A 15661-nucleotide genomic window follows, 5' to 3' on the forward strand; every position below is an offset into this window, starting at 1 on the left:
CCGCGGGCGATTCAGAAGGGCCCGCCGTCACTCGCGATTAGGGCGCATCGGTCTGGGACGGTCAACCGCCTTCTTGGTCGGCACGCAGCGTCAATCGCATCACGATGGCGTCCGTCTGCGGCCCGTAATAGCGCCGCCGGGTGCCAGCATGCGCCCAGCCCGCGCGGTCGTAAAGGTGCCGGGCCGCCAAGTTGTCGGCTGCGACCTCCAGGAAGGCCGCGTCCGCCCCGTGCCGTGCCGCCTCTCTGGCAAAACCTTCGACCAGGCGCAGGCCCAGGCCCGCCCGCCGGGCCTCGGGCACCACTGCCAGCGTCAGCAACTCGGCCTCTCCGGCCAGGGCGCGACCCAGCAGGAAGCCTCCCGGCTCTGACAGCAGGAAGCCGCCGGGCGAGGCCACGAGGTCCGCAAACTCGCCAGCGGTCCAGGGGCGCGGCCGCTCGAAGCAGCGGGCATGCAACTCCGCAAGCGCCTCCGGCGTCACGGGAGGATCACCGGCGGCGCCTCCCGCGCGGGGGCCGCATCCGCGGGCCGAAGATACAACGGCGCCGGCCGCGGCCCCGGCCGGTCGGCGCGCGACGCCGCGATCCGCGCCACACCTTCGGCCAGAGCGACAACCGGCGCAGCCGGCGCGGGGCCGGGCGGCAGCGCGCCGGCTGCGGCTTGCCGCGGCCGGCTCCCGCTCTGGGCCTCATCCGGCGGCGGGAAATCCTGCCAGATGATCTCTCCCGCCCGGCCGGGGATGACGATGCGGCAGGGCCTGGGCAGGCCGAAGGCCAGCGCCTCGTGCGTGCCGACGCCGACCGCCGGAACACCAAGGGCCAGCGCCAGCCCGCGCGCCGCCGCCACCGCAACCCGGATGCCCGTGAAGTTGCCCGGACCGACGCCCACGCCGACCAGCGCGACATCGCCCCATCTCAACCCGGCTTCGGCAAGAACCTCGGCGGCCATCGGCATCAGCCGCTCGGCCTGTCCCTTGGCCATCTCCTCGTGGCATTGGGCCAGAAGACGGTCGCCCTGCAGCAAAGCGGCCGCGCAATGCGCGGCCGATGTGTCGAAGCCCAGGACGATCCGGTCAGGCAACGGGCCGGACCTCGATCACCTCGGGGATATAATGGCGCAGCAGGTTCTCGATCCCCATCTTCAGCGTCAGGGTCGAGGACGGGCAGCCCGCGCAGGCACCCTGCATGTGCAGGTAGACGATGCCGCGATCAAAGCCGTGGAACGTGATGTCGCCGCCGTCCTGCGCCACAGCCGGACGAACGCGCGTGTCCAGCAGTTCCTTGATCTGGCCGACCACCTCGGAATCCGGTCCGTCATGGCTGGCATGGCCCGCGCTTTCGGGCGCCTCGCCCTCGATCGCCGGGGCCCCGGACTGGAAATGCTCCATGATGGCGCCCAGGATCGACGGCTTCAGGTGGTCCCAGGGGGCATCGTCGGCCTTCGTCACGGTGACGAAGTCGCGGCCCAGAAAGACGCCGGTGACGCCTTCGACCGTGAAGATCCGGCGGGCCAGCGGAGAGGTCGCGCCCATCTCGGGCGAGGGGAAGTCGGCCGTTCCGCTGCCCAGCACGGTTTCGCCGGGCAGGAACTTCAGCGTGGCCGGGTTCGGGGTCGTCTCGGTCTGGATGAACATGGGGGCGCTCCTTTGATGCCTGATATGGCTATCCAGGGCGTTCGGGTCAAGCTGCAGGGGCGGTCAGGTGATCGCCTCCAGGCGGTCCTTGGACAGGTCGCCCGGCACCAGCGTGATCGGGCACGGCAAGGCCAGCGGGTCGCGCAGCAGCCGCGTCAGGACAGGGTTCTGTCCGCCCTTGTCGGCGGCAAGCCCGAGGACGACGATGCCGATCTCTCCGTCTTCGGCGATCTGCGCCAGAAGCTCCTCGGCCGGGTCCCCTTCGCGGATGACCAGCTCCGGCTCGATCCCCGGCCGAGAGCGCATCCACTTCGCGAAGACCTCGTAATGCGCCTCGATCCGCTCGCGCGCCTCGCCGCGCATCACGTCGGCCACGCCGAAGCCGTGCTGGATCTCGTCGGCGGGAATGACGGCCAGAATCACGACAGCCCCTTGGGTCTTGGCCGCGCGCATCGAGGCGAAGCGGATCGCGTTCAGACATTCCTTGCTGTCGTCCAGCAGGACCAGAAATTTCCGCATCATACCCCGTCTTGCCGTTCCGGATCGGCACAGAGTGGCCGAACTGCCATGGTTGCGCAAGGGATTGCACCGAAAACCTCGGGCGCCAGTTCCCTATCGTTCCGGCTTGTGCTAGCCGCGAAAGAAGCTCGTAGCCAGTAACCGGATGCCAATGTGACGATCCACCACGACTGGGACAACACCGACGCTGCCCGGTTGGCCAGTCTGACCGCGCCCAAGATGGCGTGGTTCATGGGCGAGGCGACGGCGCCCGGCGTGAACCCGATGCCGCTGACCAAGCGGACCTTCGACGTGGTGCTGGCCCTTCTGCTTCTGATCCCGCTGTCCGTCGTCATGCTGGGTGTCGCGGCTGTCCTTCTGGTGCTGCAGGGCCGCCCGATCTTCTATGCCGCCCATCGGATGCGCAGCCCGAATCAGCCCTTCACCCAGTGGAAGTTCCGCACCATGCTGTGCAAGGAGGGCGACTTCGGCGCCACCGGTGCGCACAAGGCCTGGCGGATCACGCCGATGGGGCGCTTCCTGCGCCGATCGCGCATCGACGAACTGCCGCAGCTGGTCAACATCCTCAAGGGCGACATGAGCTTCGTGGGCCCCCGCCCGCCACTGCGCGAATACGTCGAACGGTTCCCTGCCGTCTACGGCCAGGTGCTGCACAGCCGCCCGGGCGTCACCGGCCTTGCGACGCTGATCTATCACCGGCACGAGGACCGCATCCTCGCCCGCTGCAAGTCCGCGCAGGCGACCGAGGCGGCCTATTACCGCCGCTGCCTGCCGGCCAAGCTGAAGATCGACCTGATCTATCAGCGTCATCGCAGCTTGCGGCTGGACCTGTGGATCCTGTGGCACACGCTCAAGATCGTCGTGTCGCGCCGCGACGAACGCCCGCGCCGCCGCCGCCGCGGTCAGGTCGAACTGCCGGACGGCTCGCTGCTGCACCGGGCAGGTTCCCGGCGCGTGAAGGGGTCGCAGGGGTAACCCACCCCCGAAAGATAGAGACCCTGCGGCGGGCATACCGGCCCGCAGGCCGCACGGTCTTGCGCCGCCAGCGCCTCGGCCACGCGCGCCGGCGGCCACGACCCGGCGCCGACACGCTCCAGCGTTCCCACGATCGACCGCACCTGGTTGTGCAGGAACGACCGCGCCCGCAGGTGGAAGCGGTATTCGCGGCCGTGCGGGATCTCGACCTCTTCGATGGCGATCTCGTCCAGCGACTTCACCGGACTCTTGGCCTGGCAGATCGAGGATCGGAAGGTGGTGAAGTCGTGATGGCCCACCAGATGCGCCGCGCCCTCGCGCATCGCCCCGATGTCCAGCGGGTTCAGCACCTGCCAGATCTGCCCCCTGTCATGCGTCACCGGTGCGCGACGGGCCACAAGGCGGAACAGGTAGCGCCGCTCGATGGCGGAAAAGCGGGCGTGGAAGTCGTCGTCGACCCGCGCCGCCTGCAAGATTGCGACCGGTGCCGGCTTCAGGTGCCAGTTCAGCGCCTCGGCCAACCGGAACGGGTCCCAGTCGCGCGCCAGGTCGGCATGGGCGACCTGGCCCGTGGCGTGGACGCCGGCATCCGTCCGACCCGCCGCCGCGATCCGTGCGCCGGCGGCGAAGCCCGCGTCCAGACGCGCCAGCGCAGCCTCGATGGCGCCCTGGACCGAAGGTTGGTCGGCCTGCGCTTGCCAGCCAGCAAAGGGCGCGCCCTGGTATTCGAATTTCAATGCGAAACGGGGCATCAGTCGCGCGGCGTCTTCTGACCCGGGAATGGCATCTTCAGCAGGTCGTCCAAAGTCTGCGCCTCGTGGCTTTGCAGGGCCGGACGATCGGCAGGGGCCACGCGGGTCGCGGCGCCGGCCAGGCCCTCGCGGGCCAGCCGTTCGCGCAGGACCGACATCTCGATGTCGAGCGCGTCACGGTCGCCGTCCAAAAGCCGGTCCGAGCGTGCGATGAAATCCTTTTCCAGATCGTCCAAGAAACTCTCATAGGCGGTGCGGGCGGCCCCGTCGTCGGTCACCGAATAGAGATCGGCGAACCTGATTGTCGCATCCCGCGCGCCCATCAGGTAGACGCCAAGATAGCGCCGGGCCGAGGCCAGCCCCGCCGGATTGTCCCGCACCCGGTCGAACAGGTGCCGCACCGTCGCCTCGAACACGCCGACGCGCGCCTCGAGCCGCCGGTCGCCCGTGCGGGCGATAGCGTCGCGCATCTGCTCCAGGTGGCCCTCGGCCTCTTCGATCATCCGCTGTGCGCGGCCCTGCTGAAAGCTGTCGACGCCGTCGCGGTTCTTGTCGCGCCAAGGGTCCAGGCCGAAGGACAGCTGGTGCAGCGCCAGCCCCGCCGCGCCGATCAGGCCCGCATCTGCCAATGCGCCCGGCTCGGCCGCGCCGAGCCCCAGTCCGACCGCACCAAGGACGCCGCCGAACAGCTTGCGCGGGATCGCCGGGCGCTTGGCGATGCGGCGTGCCTCGAACGCTGCCTGCGCGACGAGCCCCTCGCGGGTCATCCACATGCCGCTTGCGACCAGTCCGAAGGCCGCAAGGTCGGTGACCATGGCAGTCGCGCCCTGGAAGAACGCCCCGAGCAGGAAGGGCGTTGCCGCGAGGGTGATCCACTTCGGCCGCCCCTCGTGCGGGTGACGGGGCGTGGGCGGCAGGGCCGGGCGCGCCGGGACGCCGAGGTTGTTGCGCAGAAGGTTGTCCAGGGAAAACATGCCGGTCAGCCCGCACCCGCGGTGGCCGCATAAAGCGTCAGCAGCATCAGCAGATAGAAACTCAGCCTGGCTCGGGCATTCGAGGACATGGCGCGCCTTTCGTGAACGTTGCCCCCTATATCGGGGTTGCGCGGCGGATTTCAAACGGCTGGCGGAAACAGCCGGTCCAGCGCAGCGGTCAGCGCGGCATCGTCGGCCAACGCCAGCCGGACGGGCAGGGCCATTACCTTGGGCCGGAAGGAACGCGGCAGACGGGCGGCGTCCTTTTCCGTGGTGACCAGCTGCGCCCGCTGCAGCCGCGATTCGGTTTCCAGCCGGGTCAGCAGCGCGGTGGTGAAGAGCTGGTGATCCTCCAGCCCCTCGGCCCGGACCACCTCTGCGCCGAGATCGCGCAGGGTGGCAAAGAACTTCTCGGGGTGGCCGATGCCGGCGAAGGCCAGCACGCGGTGGCCGCGCCAGTCGAAGCCCATCTGCAGGGGCGCCAGCCGACCGCGCAGATGCCGCGGGGCGCCGTCCGGCGTCGGAAAGCCCGCCTGCGCCGCGTCGCGGCCGATGGACAGCAGCAGGTCGGCGCGCGCAAGACCCGCCGCCACCGGTTCCCGCAGCGGCCCGGCAGGGATGCAGAGCCCGTTGCCGAAGCCCTTGGCCGCGTCCACGACCACCAGCGACAGGTCATGCGCCAGCGCCGGGTCCTGGAAACCGTCGTCGAGGATGATCGCCTGCGCGCCATCCGCGACCGCGGCCTTTGCACCGGCGTGCCGGTCGTCGGCGACCCAGACCGGGCCGAAAGCCGCCATCAGCAGCGGCTCGTCGCCGGTCAGGATCGCGTCGTGGGTTGGCTCGTCGACCCTCAGCGGACCCTTGGCGCTGCCGCCATAGCCGCGAGAGACGACATGCGCCGAGACGCCGCGCGCCGCCAGCGCCATCTGCAGGTGGATGACCGTGGGCGTCTTGCCTGTCCCCCCGGCGTTCAGGTTGCCGACGCAGATCACCGGCACGCCCACGCGCGCCCGCGCGCCCTGCGCCAGCCGTCGCGCGGTGGCGCGGGCATAGGCGGCGCCAAGCGGGGCCAGCAGCCGCGCCCGCACCGAAGGCGGGCGCAGGAACCAGAAGGCGGGCGCGCGCTTCATGCGGTGACCCGCGCAGCCGCATCCAGAGCAGCCGCCACCCGGTCCGCGATTCGCAGGGCCACATCCGCACCCCCCGTGCTGACGGTCCAGGCGTTGCTGGCCAGGGTGGCGATCGTCTCGGGCTGGGTCAGGTCAGCGATCGCCTGGGCAAGTTCCTCGGCGTTGCGAACCTGGCGCGCGGCGTTGGCGCCGGCCAGCTGGTGCCATTCGGTGCGGAACGGACCAGGACGCGGGCCGCGCACGATGGCAGAGCCGAGCGCGGCAGGCTCGAACGGGTGGCGCATTGCGTTGTCGTCGCCGGACAGCGTGCCGCCGATGAAGGTGACGGGGGCGAGGCGATACCACAGCCCCATCTCGGTCGGGCCGTCGGTAAGCAGCACCTGCACCTCGTCACCGAAATCCTCGTCTTCGCTGCGGCGGGCGACGGTCAGGCCGTCAGCCTCGATGTCGCGGGCCAGCCCGTCGATCCGGGCGGCGTCTCGCGGGGCAATGATCAGCAGCGCGCGATGCGACCGGCGCAGGGCGGCCTGGTGCGCGGCCAGCACGGCGGCTTCCTCGGCCGGGGGGACGCAGGCGGCGAACCAGGCGTGGCGGCCATTCATCTGCTGGGCCATCGAGGCACGCTCGGTTTCCGAACAGGACAACGGCTCTCGGATCTCGGACACGGGGCCGGTCATGACCATGCGCGAGTCTTCGATGCCGATGCGGCGGGCGATGCGGTGGCTGGCGGCATCGGGCAGCATCACCGCATCGATCTGCGACAGAAGCTGGCGGCGCATGCTGGCGCGCAGGCCCCAGCCGTGGTCCTCGGCACTCAACCTGGCCTCGGCCAGGATGATCGGCAGGTGCCGGGCGGCGGCGGCGGCGATCAGCGCGGGCGGCAGGCTGCTGCCCAGCAGCAGCACCGCCCTTGGCCGTGCGCGGGCCAGAAGCTGCGCCGACAGCGCCGGGTCGCGGGCGGGATCTGCGTCGGACGCGTTTAGGCGCAGGACGCGCAGCGACGGGTGGCTGGCCGACAGCCGGCGCAGGATCTGCGGGCAGGCCTGTGCCGCATCGTCCGAGACATGCAGCACCAGCGCAGGGCCGGGGCCGGCCGGAATGGCGGGCAGGTCGAGGCCGTCGCCGCGGCGGCCGCGCAGGTGCAGCCATAGCCCCAGCTGGCCCAGACCCGTCCCCGCCGCCATCAGCCGCCGAGTTCCTCGGTCGGGCTGACCTCGCGTTCCTCGTCGCGCAGGCGGTGCAGGTGCGCGATGAAATAGCGGGTCTGGGCGCTGTCCACGGTCCGCTGCGCTTCGGCCTTCCAAGCCTGGAAGGCGCTGGCATAATCCGGGAAGATCCCGACCATGTGGATCTGGCTGGTGTCGCGGAACTTGGTGCTGGACGGATCGACCAGTTCTCCGCCGAAGACAAGGTGCAGGCGCTGGCTCATGTGACCTCCTGGGTTGCCGGGCATGGCGGAACCTAACGTGGGGCGGGTGTGGCTTGAAGCGGAAAAGCCGCCGCTCACTCCGCGCCCGACAGCTCCATGATGACGGCCCATTCCTCGGGCGTGACGGGCTGGACCGACAGGCGCGAATTGTTGGCCAGCACCATGTCCTTCAGCCGCAGCTCGGCCTTGACCTCGTCCAGGGTGACGGGGCGGGGCAGCTTGCGGACGGCGCGGACGTCGACGCACTCCCATTTCGCGTCGTCCGCCGTGCTGTCGGGATGGGCCTCGGCGATGACCTCGCAGATGCCGACGGCTTCCTTGCCGATGTTGGAATGGTAGAACAGGCCCAGCTCGCCCACCTTCATTGCGCGCATCATGTTGCGCGCCTGATAGTTGCGCACCCCGTCCCATTCCTCGCCCTTGTCGCCGCGCGACACGAGGTCGTCCCAGCCGAAGACGTCGGGTTCCGACTTGAAAAGCCAATAGGCCATCAGCCGATCACCTTCTTCCATTCGACGATTTCGGTCGAGGCAAAGAGGCCCGCCGCCTTGTAAGGGTCGGCGTCGGCCCAGGCCTGCGCGGCGGCCAAGTCGGCGGCATCCAGGATCACCAGCGACCCGCGCATCTCGCCCTCCTCGATCAGGGGTCCGGCCATGAAGACGATGCGGCTGGTGTTGATATGGGCCAGGTGCGCCTCGCGCGTGTCCAGGCGGATTTGCAATGCGCCGGGCTTGTCCCGGCAGATCACGGCGAACAGGGGCATCATTCCTCCTTCAGGGGGCGTCTCAGCAGGTGGTCCATGGCCTTTTCCACCGAAACCTCGCCTTCGGCAAGGCGGGCGACCATGGCGGCGATGGGCAGGTCCAGCCCGTCCCGCGCCGCCAGCCGCACCAGCGCGCGCGCCGTGGCAGCGCCCTCGACGGTGGTGGAGGCATCGAACGGCTGGCCCGCCCCAAGCGCATGGCCGAAGCGGAAGTTCCGCGACTGGTCCGAGGTGCAGGTCAGGGTCAGATCGCCAAGGCCCGACAGCCCGGTCAGCGTTTCCGGCCGGGCGCCCAGATGCGCCGCCAGCCGGGTCATCTCGGCAAAGCCGCGGGTGATGATGGCGGCGCGGGCGCTGTCGCCCAAGCCCGCGCCGATCACCGTGCCCGCCGCGATGGCGACGACGTTCTTCAGCGCGCCGCCCAGTTCGGCCCCCTTCACGTCGGTCGTGCGATAAAGCCGCAGGACGGGCGCCGACAGCCGCTGCTGCAGCGCCTCGGCCGCCGTGGGCTCGGCACAGGCCAGCGTCAGGGCGGTCGGCAGGCCGCGCGCGATATCGGCCGCGAAGGACGGGCCGGTCAGCACCGCCACCGTGGCGCGCGGGCAGGCGGCGGCGATCAGCGCCGAGGGGCCGTTCAGGCGCTGCAGGTCGATGCCCTTGGCGGTGCTGACCAGGCTCTTGCCATCCAGCCGCGCCGCGTGTTCCTCCAGAAAGGTCCCCAGCTTCTGCGCCGGCAGCGCCAGCAGCACCGTCCCGGCCCCCAGCGCGCCACCCAGATCGTCCGTGACCTGCACGCCGTCGGGCAGGGTCACGCCGGGCAGGCGAGGGTTCTGGTCGCGCCAGTCGATGGTCCGACCCCAGAGCGTCACCGGACCGTTGGCCGACAGGGCCACGGCCAGCGCGGTTCCAAAGGCGCCTGCGCCCAGGATGGCGATCATGCCTTGGCCCCCTTCTTGCCGCTGCCCAGCATCGGTGCCGCACGCCGATCCAGCGGCCAGCGGGGCCGCGCGGCCAGGTCCAGGCCATCGCGATGGCCCGTGCGGAACCGCTCGATCCCGGCCCAGGCGATCATTGCCCCGTTGTCGGTGCAAAGCCGCAGGGGCGGCGCCAGGAATCGTGCGCCAGCGGCGGCGGCGACGGATTCCAACGCGGCGCGGATCTGCCGGTTGGCGGCCACGCCGCCGGCCACGGCCAGCACCGGGGCGGGGCTTGCGGCCAACGCACGGCGGGCCTTCTCGGCCAGCACCTCGGCCACGGCGGTCTGGAAGGCGGCGCAGAGATCGCGGCGGTCCTGCGCCCGCAGCCCGCCATGCGCGGCGATCAACTGGTCGCGCTGGCGCAGCGCCGCGGTCTTGAGCCCCGAAAACGACATGTCGCAGCCGCGCCGGTCCAGCAGCGGACGGGGGAGGGGCAGGCGGTCGGGATCGCCCCCGGCCGCCTCGGCCTCGACCGAGGGGCCGCCGGGCTGGGGCAGCGCCAGAAGCTTGGCGACCTTGTCGAACGCCTCTCCGGGTGCATCGTCGATGGTGCCGCCAAGACGGGTGAAGTCGTCCGGCCCGTCGACGCGCAGGAACTGGCAGTGCCCGCCGGACACCAGCAGCATGACATAGGGAAAGTCGATCCCGTCCGTCAGGCGCGGCGTCAGCGCGTGGCCTGCGAGGTGGTTCACGCCCACCAGTGGCAGCCCGGTTCCCGCCGCAAGGCCCTTGGCGCACATGACGCCCGCCAGCACCCCGCCGATCAGCCCCGGCCCCGCCGTCACCGCGATGCCGGACAGCGCATCAAGGCCAATGCCCGCCTCGGCCAGCGCCTGTTCGACCGCCAGGTCCAGGCGCTCCGCATGGGCGCGCGCGGCGATTTCCGGGACGACGCCGCCGAAGTCGGCATGCAGGTCGGTCTGGCTACTGACCACGTTCGACAGGATGCGCCGGTCGCCGGTCACCAGCGCGGCGGCGGTGTCGTCGCAGCTGCTCTCGATGCCCAGGAAGATGGTGTCGGTCATGCTCTTGCCCTGGCCGGGGGTGGCGCTTACGCAAAGGGGCCTAGCACCCGCTGAAGGATAAGCCAATGCCGGCGGACGCCCGACCCCCGCTTCTTCTGACCCGGCCACGGACGGATTCGCTGCGCTTCGCCGCGACCATGCCGGGGTGGCGCTGCGTGATCTCTCCGATCCTGGCGATCCGGCCGGTGGATCACGATGCCGCGCGGCTTCACGATGCGCCGGGGCTGGTCTTCACCTCGGCCCATGCCGTCGCCGCTGCAGGCCCGGGCCGGGGGCGTCCGGCCATCTGCGTCGGCGGACGAACGGCCGGCGTGGCGCGGGACGCGGGATTCGCAGTGGTCGAGGGCGAGGGCACCGCAGACAGCCTGCTGCCGCTGCTTGCCGCAGCCGGGGTGCCGCTGGTCCATCCGCACGGACGGCATCTGGCGCAGGTCCTGCCGGTGCCGGGGGTCGTCGTCTATGACCAGGTGTCGCAGCCGCTGGACGACGCGGCGCGGGAACTGCTGGCGGGGGACGAACCGGTCATCCTGCCCGTGTTCTCTCCCCGTTCTGCGGATCTGCTGTCGGCGCAGGCAACGGACGCCTGCGCGCCGCTGTGGCTGGCGGCCATCAGCACGGCCGCGGCACAGGAGTTCCGGCAGCCTTGCGACCGGCGGATCGTGGCGCTCCAGCCCTCTGCGGAAGGCATGAGGGCGGTCATTACAGGGTTGCTTTGACGGAACAAAGCTGAACACGGCGGGTTGAGCGTTCAGGCTTGGCTGATTAGGCTGCAGCGGACGCCGGGACGGGCCGCGATGTGGGCATGGCGGCCGCAATGGCACCGAGACGGGGACAGGCACGTGAAGAAACCAGACAAGACCAAGGCCGGCGGCAGGGCGGCGCAAGCCGGGACTGGCGCCGCCGCAGGGCAGCCAGCGACCGACATCCGCAAGGTGCCGGCGCATCCCGGCGTGATCGAGTCGTCGCCGGTGGGCGAAGGCAAGGCCGCGCAGGCAGGACAGCCGGGGACGGTCGAACCGATCGGTTCGACCTTGGTGGGTGACGCCGCCTCGGGGCTGCCTGCGGCGGGCGCGAAGCCTGCTGTCGTCAATGAGACCGAACCGGTGCCCGACCACGACGTGGCGTCGACTGCCCCCGACCCGGCGCGTGATCCCCGTGACGGCATGGCAGCGTCGGGTTCGGCCAGCCAGTCGGCCCGTCCCGCGTCCGAGGTCCGTCAGCGCAAGGGTGGCTTTTGGCCGATGGTTTTCGGTGGTGCCGTTGCGGCGGGCTTGGGGGCTGCGGCCACCATCTATGCGCTTCCGCATCTTCCCGTGGACCGGGTTCCTGCCGCTGCCGCGACCGACCAGGACGCGCTGATCGCCGCCGCCGAAGAAGCCGGCCGCCGTGCCGCCGCCGAGGCGATGCCCGCGGATGCCGGGCAATCCGACCTAGCCGAACGCGTCGCCGCCTTGGAACAGGCGCCCGCCGATGACGGTGCCGACCAGCTGCAGGCCCTGCAGCAACGCCTTGACGAGCAGCAGGCACGGATCGAGGAACTGGCAGCCCGCCCGGCATTCGACCCGGATGCCGCGCAGAACCTTCAGCAGCAGATCGAGACTGCGGCCGCCGATGCGCAGGCCCAACTCGACGCTGCCCGGTCCGAGGCTCAGGAACTTCAGCAGGCCGCCGAGGACAGCACCCGCCGCGCCCAGGCCGTGGCCGCGATTTCCCAGCTGCAGGCGGCGCTGGACGAGGGTGTCACCCCGGACGAGGCCCGCAAGACGCTTGAAGACGCCGGGCTGCAGACGCCCGAGGCGCTGACGACAGAGGTGCCCAGCCTGACGTCGCTGCAATCCGAATTCCCCGAGGCCGCGCGCGGTGCCTTGCGCGCCAGCCTGCGCGACAGCAGCGCCAGCGGCGAGGGCAACGTCCTGACGAACTTCCTGCGGGCCCAGACCGGTGCGCGCTCGGTCGAGCCGCGCGAGGGCAACGATGCCGACGCGATCCTGTCGCGCGCCGATGCCGAGGTGGAGTCCGGTCGCATCGACACTGCGCTGACCGAACTCCAGGCCCTGCCCGAACCCGCGCGCACCGCCCCGGCCATGGCCCGGTGGCTGGACCGCGCCACTGCCCACCGCCAGGCACAGGCGGCGCTGACCGACCTGACCTCGTCCACGAACTGAGGAACGACGGATGCTGCTTTCCCTGCTGAAAATCCTGCTCTTCTTTGCGGTCGTGCTGCTGCTGGCCCTGGGCGCGGTCTACCTGTCCGAAACCGGCCAGATGCTGCGCATCGAATATGGCGGGACCGAATTCGCACTGACCCCGGTCAAGGCGCTCTTGGCGCTTTTGGTCCTGATGGTCGCGGCCTGGATCGTCTTCAAGCTGCTGGGCCTGCTGGTGGCCTTCCTGCGTTTCCTTGCCGGGGATGAGACCGCCCTCAACCGCCACTTTGCCCACGCGCGCGAGCGCAAGGGCTATGCCGCCTTCGGCGAGGGGATGCTGGCCGTCGCCTCGGGCGAGGGCAAGCTGGCCCAGGACAAGGCCAACAAGGCCGCGAAGTACCTGAACCAGCCGCACCTGACGAACCTGCTGGCCGCGCAGGCGGCGGAAACCGCGGGCGATTCGCAGCGCGCCGTCGCCGTCTATCGCGAACTTCTGGAAGACGACCGTACGCGCTTCGTCGGCATCCGCGGCCTGATGCGCCAGAAGCTGGCCGAGGGCGACACGCACAAGGCGTTGCTGCTGGCCCAGAAGGCCTATGTTCTGAAGCCGCGCCACAAGGAACTGCAGGACACGCTGCTGGAGCTGCAAACCCGCGAGCATGATTGGAAGGGCGCGCGCCAAACGTTGAAGGACAAGCGCAACCAAGGCGATCTGCCCAAGGATGTGGCCCTGCGCCGCGATGCCGTCCTGGCACTGCAGGAGGCCAGCGAGGTGCTGTCGCATGGCAACTCGATCAGCGCGCGCGAGGCGGCGATTTCTGCCGCCAAGGCATCGCCCGATCTGATTCCGGCGGCCGTTCTGGCTGCGCGCAGCTATGTGGCGCAGAAGGACTTCCGCAACGCCTCGCGGATCCTCGAAAAAACCTGGTCGGTTCGCCCCCATCCCGACATCGCCGCCGCCTATGCCGAGATCGTGCCGGACGAGACGTCTGCCGCGCGCCTGCGCCGCTTCGACCGGCTTATCGCGAAGTCGCCCGACCACGACGAAAGCCGTCTTCTCAGGGCCGAGCTTTTGCTGGCCGCCGAAGATTTCCCCGGCGCCCGCCGCGCCCTGGGCGACTTGGCCGAAAAGCATCCGACAACGCGGACCCTGTCGATCATGGCCGCCGTCGAGCGTGGCGAAGGCGCCGACGACAGCGTCGTGCGCGGCTGGCTGACACGGGCGCTGACCGCGTCTCGGGGGCCGCAATGGGTCTGCGACAAGTGCCACAACGTCATGAACGCCTGGGCACCGGTCTGCAACCACTGCGGCGGCTTCGACACGCTGACCTGGAGAGAGCCGGAAGGCGGAATCGGAGCGGCCTCGACCACCTCGACCGGCGCCGAGATGTTGCCGCTGCTGGTCGGCAGCCCGCGGCCCGCAGCCGACGCACCCGACCTCAGCCAGCCCGTCCAGCCGCACCCGCCTGGACCTGCCGAGCCGGAATCGTCCGCGCCGATCCGCAAGCCGTCGACGCCGAAGCTCGCGCCGGGCATGGTGCCAAGAGAGACGGATTACGACGATACGCCGTCGTCGACAGTGACCGCGCCGGAAGCGCCCAAGCCAGCCCCGGCCCCCGTCCCCGAGCCCGAGGTGATCATACCCCGGCACGAGCCGGTGGAACCCGAGATGGTCCGTCCCGACGTTGAACCCGCCGAGACAAGCCAGCCGAAGAACTGACGTGCCCCGGCAACGCGCCTTGGGCGAAAAAAGACGCCCAAGGCCCCTTTTCTCCGGCAGGGGAAGGTGCTATCCGCCCGTTCACAGCATGATGCCGGTGTAGCTCAGCTGGTAGAGCACGTCATTCGTAATGATGGGGTCGGGGGTTCGAGTCCCTTCACCGGCACCAAATGCCAGCGAAAACCCACGCAAGCCTTCGGGCCTGCGTGGGTTTCTCTTTTGTTGTTGATCTGTCTGGCCGACCCGGCGCGGCGGCGCATGATCGGAACCATTGCCGGACACACCGTTGTCGTTCGGCTTTACGCATCCGTTAACATTGTCCGGGGTTGCTGGGGCTTTGAGGCGCTGAGCGCGCTCGGGAGGCCTAGGGTTCACCCCGCCCCGCTAGCCGCTGCGGCTTTCGGAAAGGGGCTTTGAGGCTGTCTTGACCGTCAGGGTGCCCTTGCAGCATCAACTGGCGGGATTTGTCTCGATGGCTCCGGTCGGCGCGGGAACTGCGTGTACCGACCAATGCGACTTGAGAAGCCCTGGAAACTCGATTCAGCAGCAGTGCGCGCTGATGCGGATCAGAGGCGACGGTATCCATCGATCCATCGAGTGGCCCGGGAGGTTTATGCATCCCGCTGAACCTCATGCAGCAGTGCGCGCGATTGTGGGACCGACGGCAAATCAGCGACTAGGGCACGGAATACGGCGCATTGACGGAGTCCAGTGCTACCTACGCCTGCAAAAGTGGGTGCTTCTTTGTATGCATCCGCCGAGGGCCGTCTGACCGACCTGGCCGGCTGCCTGTAAGAGCATGAAGCTATGACAGACCATAGCTTCATATCCCAAGTAGAGGTTCTTTGCGTCACGGATACTGGCCGGCGGCGGCGGTGGACCGACGCCGAGAAGGTTCGGATCGTGGAGGAGAGCTACGCGGCGCCGCGGATGGCCGCGGCAACGGCACGACGCCACGAGATCTCTCGTTCGCTTCTCACACGGTGGCGTCGCCTGGCCCGGGAGGGCCTTCTGATCGGCAGCGCAGACCGGGCGCATTTCGCAGCGGTTGCCGTGACGCCGGAAGTCGCCGCCGAGCCAGCAGCCACCGATGCGCAGTGTCGAGCGGATGGGATGGGCCATGGCGGGGTGGAGATCATTTTGCCGAACGGACGTCGCCTCGTGACCGCCGCATCGACCGAAACGTCGACCTTTGCGCGGCTCATCCAGGTGGTGGAACGGGCATGATCGCATTTCCGGCCGGCGCAAAGGTTTGGATCGCAGGCGGCGTGACGGACATGCGGAAGGGCATGAACACGCTGGCCTTGCAGGTGCAGCAAGGCCTCGGGCGTGATCCCTATGCCGGGGAGATATTTTGCTTCCGGGGACGCCGTGGGGATCTTGTGAAGCTGCTTTGGCATGATGGCGTCGGTGTGTCGCTCTATATGAAGCGCCTGGAGGCGGGCAAGTTCATCTGGCCGGTCAGCGGCTCAGGCGAGACGGTCCAGATTTCTGCGGCCCAGATCGGCTATCTTCTGGAAGGGATCGACTGGCGTAATCCGCGGTGGACGCAGCGCCCTGCAAAAGCAGGGTGAATCTCCTTCAGAACCCTGTTTTACATGGGCTTACCCAATCCTG

General features: G+C 69.7%; 19 protein-coding genes and 1 tRNA gene. 7 read left to right on the forward strand and 13 right to left on the reverse strand.

Annotated elements, in window-relative coordinates:
* Positions 1 to 61 precede the first annotated feature (61 nt).
* From OC159_RS01415 to OC159_RS01430, 4 genes are all read right to left on the reverse strand, one after another.
* Positions 62 to 481 (reverse strand): GNAT family N-acetyltransferase, encoded by a 420-nt coding sequence (locus tag OC159_RS01415; protein WP_265499358.1) that lies wholly within the window; start codon positions 479 to 481, stop codon positions 62 to 64.
* Positions 478 to 1080, reverse strand: coding sequence for a tRNA (adenosine(37)-N6)-threonylcarbamoyltransferase complex dimerization subunit type 1 TsaB (gene tsaB, locus OC159_RS01420; protein WP_265499359.1), 603 nt, complete (start codon positions 1078 to 1080; stop codon positions 478 to 480). Before tsaB ends, OC159_RS01415 begins: the two co-directional genes overlap by 4 nt.
* Positions 1073 to 1633, reverse strand: a complete 561-nt coding sequence (locus OC159_RS01425) for a NifU family protein (protein WP_265499360.1) — start codon at positions 1631 to 1633, stop codon at positions 1073 to 1075. The genes tsaB and OC159_RS01425 overlap by 8 nt, the downstream gene beginning before the upstream one ends.
* 63 nt (positions 1634 to 1696) lie before the next feature.
* The gene (locus tag OC159_RS01430) at positions 1697 to 2152 is read right to left on the reverse strand and encodes a universal stress protein (RefSeq protein WP_265499361.1); all 456 of its coding nucleotides are present in this window, start codon (positions 2150 to 2152) and stop codon (positions 1697 to 1699) included.
* 153 nt (positions 2153 to 2305) lie between these two features.
* Between OC159_RS01430 and OC159_RS01435 the strand changes: the two genes are divergently transcribed.
* The gene (locus OC159_RS01435) at positions 2306 to 3127 is read left to right on the forward strand and encodes a sugar transferase (protein WP_322626696.1); all 822 of its coding nucleotides are present in this window, start codon (positions 2306 to 2308) and stop codon (positions 3125 to 3127) included.
* On the opposite strand, the gene truA is transcribed toward OC159_RS01435, so the two are convergent.
* The 9 genes from truA to tsaD all read right to left on the reverse strand — a co-directional run bounded on the left by truA (position 3055) and on the right by tsaD (position 10177).
* Positions 3055 to 3879 carry a tRNA pseudouridine(38-40) synthase TruA gene (truA, locus tag OC159_RS01440; protein WP_265499362.1) on the reverse strand — a complete coding sequence of 275 codons (825 nt, stop codon included), beginning with the start codon at positions 3877 to 3879 and terminating at the stop codon, positions 3055 to 3057. The two genes, OC159_RS01435 and truA, sit on opposite strands and share 73 nt — an antisense overlap.
* On the reverse strand, positions 3879 to 4853 hold the full coding sequence (locus OC159_RS01445) for a 5-bromo-4-chloroindolyl phosphate hydrolysis family protein (protein ID WP_265499363.1): 975 nt from the start codon (positions 4851 to 4853) through the stop codon (positions 3879 to 3881). The genes truA and OC159_RS01445 overlap by 1 nt, the downstream gene beginning before the upstream one ends.
* Positions 4854 to 4993: 140 nt before the next feature.
* Entirely contained in the window at positions 4994 to 5983 is a 990-nt protein-coding gene (gene lpxK / locus OC159_RS01450) for a tetraacyldisaccharide 4'-kinase (RefSeq protein ID WP_265499364.1), read from the reverse strand.
* Positions 5980 to 7167, reverse strand: a complete 1188-nt coding sequence (locus OC159_RS01455; protein WP_265499365.1) for a 3-deoxy-D-manno-octulosonic acid transferase — start codon at positions 7165 to 7167, stop codon at positions 5980 to 5982. The genes lpxK and OC159_RS01455 overlap by 4 nt, the downstream gene beginning before the upstream one ends.
* On the reverse strand, positions 7167 to 7412 hold the full coding sequence (locus OC159_RS01460) for a DUF4170 domain-containing protein (protein WP_265499366.1): 246 nt from the start codon (positions 7410 to 7412) through the stop codon (positions 7167 to 7169). The genes OC159_RS01455 and OC159_RS01460 overlap by 1 nt, the downstream gene beginning before the upstream one ends.
* Before the next feature lie 74 nt (positions 7413 to 7486).
* On the reverse strand, positions 7487 to 7903 hold the full coding sequence (locus OC159_RS01465) for an EVE domain-containing protein (RefSeq protein ID WP_265499367.1): 417 nt from the start codon (positions 7901 to 7903) through the stop codon (positions 7487 to 7489).
* Positions 7903 to 8178: a YciI family protein gene (locus tag OC159_RS01470; protein WP_265499368.1), complete on the reverse strand. Its 276-nt coding sequence runs from the start codon at positions 8176 to 8178 to the stop codon at positions 7903 to 7905. The genes OC159_RS01465 and OC159_RS01470 overlap by 1 nt, the downstream gene beginning before the upstream one ends.
* Positions 8175 to 9113, reverse strand: a complete 939-nt coding sequence (locus OC159_RS01475; RefSeq protein ID WP_265499369.1) for an NAD(P)H-dependent glycerol-3-phosphate dehydrogenase — start codon at positions 9111 to 9113, stop codon at positions 8175 to 8177. Before OC159_RS01475 ends, OC159_RS01470 begins: the two co-directional genes overlap by 4 nt.
* Complete coding sequence (tsaD, locus tag OC159_RS01480; RefSeq protein WP_265499370.1) at positions 9110 to 10177, reverse strand: tRNA (adenosine(37)-N6)-threonylcarbamoyltransferase complex transferase subunit TsaD; 1068 nt, start codon at positions 10175 to 10177, stop codon at positions 9110 to 9112. Before tsaD ends, OC159_RS01475 begins: the two co-directional genes overlap by 4 nt.
* 65 nt (positions 10178 to 10242) lie before the next feature.
* Between tsaD and OC159_RS01485 the strand changes: the two genes are divergently transcribed.
* From OC159_RS01485 to tnpB, 6 genes are all read left to right on the forward strand, one after another.
* Positions 10243 to 10893, forward strand: a complete 651-nt coding sequence (locus tag OC159_RS01485; RefSeq protein ID WP_265499371.1) for a uroporphyrinogen-III synthase — start codon at positions 10243 to 10245, stop codon at positions 10891 to 10893.
* Positions 10894 to 11016: 123 nt separating this feature from the next.
* On the forward strand, positions 11017 to 12342 hold the full coding sequence (locus OC159_RS01490; protein WP_265499372.1) for a COG4223 family protein: 1326 nt from the start codon (positions 11017 to 11019) through the stop codon (positions 12340 to 12342).
* Between the two features lie 10 nt (positions 12343 to 12352).
* Positions 12353 to 14044 (forward strand): heme biosynthesis protein HemY, encoded by a 1692-nt coding sequence (locus OC159_RS01495; RefSeq protein ID WP_265499373.1) that lies wholly within the window; start codon positions 12353 to 12355, stop codon positions 14042 to 14044.
* A gap of 93 nt (positions 14045 to 14137) precedes the next feature.
* Positions 14138 to 14213 (forward strand) — tRNA-Thr (locus OC159_RS01500).
* Between the two features lie 638 nt (positions 14214 to 14851).
* Positions 14852 to 15271, forward strand: a complete 420-nt coding sequence (tnpA, locus tag OC159_RS01505; RefSeq protein WP_265499374.1) for an IS66-like element accessory protein TnpA — start codon at positions 14852 to 14854, stop codon at positions 15269 to 15271.
* Complete coding sequence (tnpB, locus tag OC159_RS01510; protein WP_265499375.1) at positions 15268 to 15618, forward strand: IS66 family insertion sequence element accessory protein TnpB; 351 nt, start codon at positions 15268 to 15270, stop codon at positions 15616 to 15618. Before tnpA ends, tnpB begins: the two co-directional genes overlap by 4 nt.
* The last annotated feature ends 43 nt before the right edge of the window (positions 15619 to 15661 follow it).

The sequence above is a fragment of the Paracoccus beibuensis genome (genome assembly GCF_026162625.1).
Classification (GTDB): domain Bacteria; phylum Pseudomonadota; class Alphaproteobacteria; order Rhodobacterales; family Rhodobacteraceae; genus Paracoccus; species Paracoccus beibuensis.